The 4,275-nt window shown below is 38.6% G+C and carries 5 protein-coding genes; 4 read left to right on the top strand and 1 reads right to left on the bottom strand.

The features are described from left to right. Nucleotides 1-137 precede the first annotated feature (137 nt). The 3 genes from AC1DND_RS24920 to hisS all read left to right on the top strand — a co-directional run bounded on the left by AC1DND_RS24920 (nucleotide 138) and on the right by hisS (nucleotide 2,629). On the top strand, nucleotides 138-338 hold the full coding sequence (locus AC1DND_RS24920; protein ID WP_477585242.1) for a hypothetical protein: 201 nt from the start codon (nucleotides 138-140) through the stop codon (nucleotides 336-338). Further along, a complete protein-coding gene (locus AC1DND_RS24915; protein ID WP_477585241.1) occupies nucleotides 328-948 on the top strand; it encodes a LytR/AlgR family response regulator transcription factor in 621 nt (206 codons plus the stop codon). The genes AC1DND_RS24920 and AC1DND_RS24915 overlap by 11 nt, the downstream gene beginning before the upstream one ends. 292 nt (nucleotides 949-1,240) lie before the next feature. Continuing rightward, the gene (hisS, locus tag AC1DND_RS24910; RefSeq protein WP_477585243.1) at nucleotides 1,241-2,629 is read left to right on the top strand and encodes a histidine--tRNA ligase; all 1,389 of its coding nucleotides are present in this window, start codon (nucleotides 1,241-1,243) and stop codon (nucleotides 2,627-2,629) included. 116 nt (nucleotides 2,630-2,745) lie between these two features. Here hisS and AC1DND_RS24905 read toward each other — a convergent pair whose 3' ends face one another. Continuing rightward, nucleotides 2,746-3,477 (bottom strand): class I SAM-dependent methyltransferase, encoded by a 732-nt coding sequence (locus tag AC1DND_RS24905; RefSeq protein ID WP_477585240.1) that lies wholly within the window; start codon nucleotides 3,475-3,477, stop codon nucleotides 2,746-2,748. A 162-nt stretch (nucleotides 3,478-3,639) separates the two neighbouring features. On the opposite strand from AC1DND_RS24905, the gene AC1DND_RS24900 reads away from it, so the two are divergent. Further along, nucleotides 3,640-4,275: MFS transporter (locus tag AC1DND_RS24900; RefSeq protein WP_477585239.1), on the top strand; the 636-nt coding region annotated here is incomplete at its 3' end.

Genomic DNA, 4,275 nt, shown 5'->3' with positions numbered 1-4,275 from the left:
GTGTTGGGGAAGTAACCAGTATAGGCAAATACTAAAGGATTACCTGTCAATCCTCACCATAAGCCAACCAATGCTCAATGTTGATTTTTAAATGAATAGCACATAGCTACTTTCGTTGAACATTTAAATCAATCAACATGAAACAGTTATTATTTTTACTCTTTTTTATCATTGCTTTTGGCTTACAGGTGGCGCATGCAGAATTTTTGAATCTTGGTGCGGCAGAGATAATAATGCTTTTGGTTGTGGGCTTTTTTACTGTAACCTTCGTTATAGGTTTTATTTTTTTATGTTTATATCTAATTAGACGTGTTAAGCCAGCTAAAAATGAAAAATAAGATAATCTTTGGGTTAGTTTTTATCCTCGCTTATGGTATTCATATTGCCTATGCCGATTTTCTAAATATGGGTAGTGCGGAAATAATTATGCTTTTGGTAGCAGGCCTTGTCTTTTTCGGATTTTTTGGTGGTATTTTTATGCTGATCTACTTTTTGATTAAAAAAAACCGTAATACGTCATCAAACGTTGCCCCGAATACCGTAGCCATAAACTTTGCACCTCCGCTTGATTATCAAAACCCTACTGTTGAAGAAAGAATCGACAAAAAGGATACCGTTAAAGGGGTTACCAGGATAGCGTTACCTCAACAGAATGAAATTAGATATGTTGGTATCGAAGAAATCATCAGGTGCGAAGCGGATAACAATTACACCAACTTCTTTTTTAGCGACGGTGATCAGCTTTTGATTTCGAAATCATTAAAAGAATATTCCGATCTGCTCAAACCCCACGGTTTTGTGCGGGCACATCAAAGCCATTTGGTTAACCCGAAATTTGTAAAAAGCTGGCTTAAAGAAGATGGTGGAACACTTTTAATGGATAGTGGCGATAAAATTCCGGTATCGAAACCAAATCGGGAGCTGGTGAAAGAGGTGTTAGGAAAGTAATTTATATAGCGTTAATTCGCGTTAGGGATTGTAAGGGTTAAGTACCGATTAAGCATATGTTTTTATTTAATCACGGTATGCTTGCTTGTTTCACAGGTCTTCATCGGTACCGAAGCGCAGCGTAGCCCTGAAAAGCAGGACCCTTGCGCAGCTTGGGGAACGCCCAAATAAGCTAACTGTTGGCAATTTACAATTACACCACGGAATTAATAACTTGAAGATTTTAAGAAAGCCACTAAAAACCTGCGAGGTTTAAACATTACATTTTTGTACTTTTGCGGCTAYGTCAGTTATTAAACCCTCATTAGCAAAAGGTACCCGTGATTTTTCTCCGGYTGAAATGGTAAAACGCAACTTTATTTACGATACCATTAAAACGGTTTTCAGAAAATATGGTTACGCCGAAATCCAGACCCCAAGTTTCGAAAACCTTTCGACTTTGACAGGGAAATATGGTGATGAAGGTGATAAACTGATTTTTAAAATTTTAAACAGTGGCGAATTTCTTAAAGATCCAAAAAAGAAATCTTTCGATTTTGCAGATGAAGATAATAGCAATAAACTGATTCCGCTAATCTCTGAAAAAGCCTTGCGCTACGATTTAACGGTGCCTTTTGCGCGTTACGTAGTGATGCACCAACACGAAATTACTTTGCCTTTTAAACGTTTTCAGGTACAACCCGTTTGGCGTGCAGACCGTCCGCAAAAAGGCAGGTACCGTGAGTTTTATCAGTGCGATGTGGATGTGGTGGGATCTGAAAGTTTATTGAACGAAGCTGAATTTATTTTAATCTACAACGAAGCTTTGAGCAAATTGGGTTTGAAAGATTTCAGCGTAAAAATTAACAATAGAAAAATTTTATCTGGTATTGCTGAGATTATCGGTAAACCAGATTTAATTATTGATATGACCGTAGCCATCGATAAATTAGATAAAATCGGTTTAGATGGCGTAAGTAAAGAACTTTTAGAACGTGGTTTTACAGAAGCGGATTTAGAAAAACTTCGTCCTGTAATTTTGTTGGAAGGCACTAATGAAGAAAAGCTGACTAGTTTGAAAACTGTTTTGGCGCAATCAGAAACAGGTTTAAAAGGTGTTGCAGAAATTGAACAGGTTTTCGAATATGTAGAAAGTTTGATTTCTTATGGCTTGCCGTTAACGGCTAAACTGGAATTGGATATTACTTTAGCGCGAGGTTTAAACTACTACACCGGCTGCATTTTCGAAGTTAAAACCAACGAAGTAGCCATGGGCAGCATTGGTGGTGGTGGCCGTTACGATGACTTAACCGGTATGTTCGGTTTAAAAGATTTAACCGGAGTTGGTGTTTCTTTCGGTGCCGACCGCATTTATGATGTATTGGAAGAACTTAACCTTTTCCCTGCCTCAGCAGAGGTTGGAACAAAAGTGTTGATCAGTAATTTTGATGCAGAAGCTGAAAAGTATGCTTTGCCAATTGTTCAGCAATTCAGAAATGCAGGGATCTCGGCAGAGTTGTACCCAAGTTCGGCGAAACTAAAAAAACAAATGGCCTATGCCGATGCGAAGAACATCCCTTACGTAATTTTAATTGGTGGTGATGAAATTGCAAGCGGAGAACTTACCCTAAAAGACATGCAAAGCGGTGAGCAGAAGAAGCTTACTGTTTTGGGTATTCTTGTTTCAGGATCTATTTGGTAAGTACTATTCTCGCTTGAATACTTTTCTGGTTTTCCCCTCATTAAAGATCCTGAAACAAGTTCAGGATGACGGACTTGGCGAATTTTCTGTGCATTCGATTCCCTCTGTGGTTAAACCTACCGTCCAACTCGCAATAAAACCGGGAAATGAACGTCTTTCTCCGCATCATCTCCCCAGGCTTCTTTTAATTCGGTAAACATATACTCTAATGGGTTGCGTTCATTCGCCTTTTTATAATGCTGCAAAGAAGACCAGGTATTTAAATAGCCAATCAGTTGGTTAAAATTCCAGGTGGTTTTAATCTGAAAATGAGGAGCAATGATCTCTTCAAAGGGAAAGGGGATGGTTTTATACCCCTCTTCAATATAACGGCGTTCGCTGTCCCAATATTTGCCTAAAATATCTTCGTAAAGTTTATGTACAGCCTTATCTACTTTTTTATCGATAAACATTAGGCCATAACCAATCACTGTAAAAAGGCCATTTGGTTTTAGTGTTCGTTTTACCTCAGCGTAAAATGCTTCAAAATTAAACCAATGAATGGCCTGTGCCACCGTAATCAGATCGAAACTAGCATTACCCACCGATGTTTGTTCCGCAGGTTCCACTTTGTAAGTAATATTTGGCAATTGAAAAGCATTTTTTAATTGATTCTCGCTGATATCTGTTGCATAAACGGCATCGAAATATTGGGCCAATACACGCGCAACCTGTCCGTTACCAGTAGCACAATCCCACGCCGTTTCTTTGCTTTTTACCAGCGAAAACAGATAGTCATATAATTCTTGCGGATAAGTTGGCCGGTAGATAGCGTAATCGGCAGATTGGGTAGAAAAATTATCTTTCATTTTATTAATGATTGAATATTGAATGAGAGAAGGAGTGAGTGAATAAAGTGAAAAGGACTCAGCTCTTTCCTTATAAAATTATTATATTTTTGGTTAAGAACTGTTGTTTAAATTAAATTTCATTCAATCATTCAAAACTCTCTCATTCAATCATTATATATTATGGAAAAAGCATTACAACAGAACGAAATTAAAGATATAGAATATCGGTTGAAATCTATTTTTGGTGGTTCGGTCGGTAATCTTGTGGAGTGGTACGATTGGTATACTTATTCTGCTTTTGCGCTTTATTTTTCTCCTGCCTTTTTCCCTAATAGTAATCCAACTGCACAGTTATTAGATACTGCAGGTATTTTTGCAGTAGGCTTTTTAATGCGGCCTATCGGTGGCTGGCTGTTTGGCAGCATTGCAGATAGGTTAGGGCGAAAACGTTCGATGACACTTTCTGTACTCATCATGGCAATAGGCTCATTGATTATCGGTTTAACCCCAGGTTACAAACAGATTGGAATTGCGGCTCCTTTGTTACTCATTTTTGCAAGATTGATTCAGGGCTTGAGCACTGGTGGCGAATACGGTACTTCTGCCACTTACCTCAGTGAAATGGCCACTAAAAAACATAGAGGGTTTTATTCAAGCTTTCAATATGTAACCCTGATTGGTGGGCAGTTACTGGCTTTGGGTATTCAATTAATCTTGCAAAACTGGTTGCTTACACCTGCCGAACTGCACGATTGGGGCTGGCGGATTCCATTTTTTATCGGCGCGATACTTTCTTTCATCGCGCTGTACCTGCGG

This window comes from Pedobacter sp. 01N416, assembly GCF_056399685.1.
This window is presented reverse-complemented; position numbering and strand designations above follow the sequence as displayed.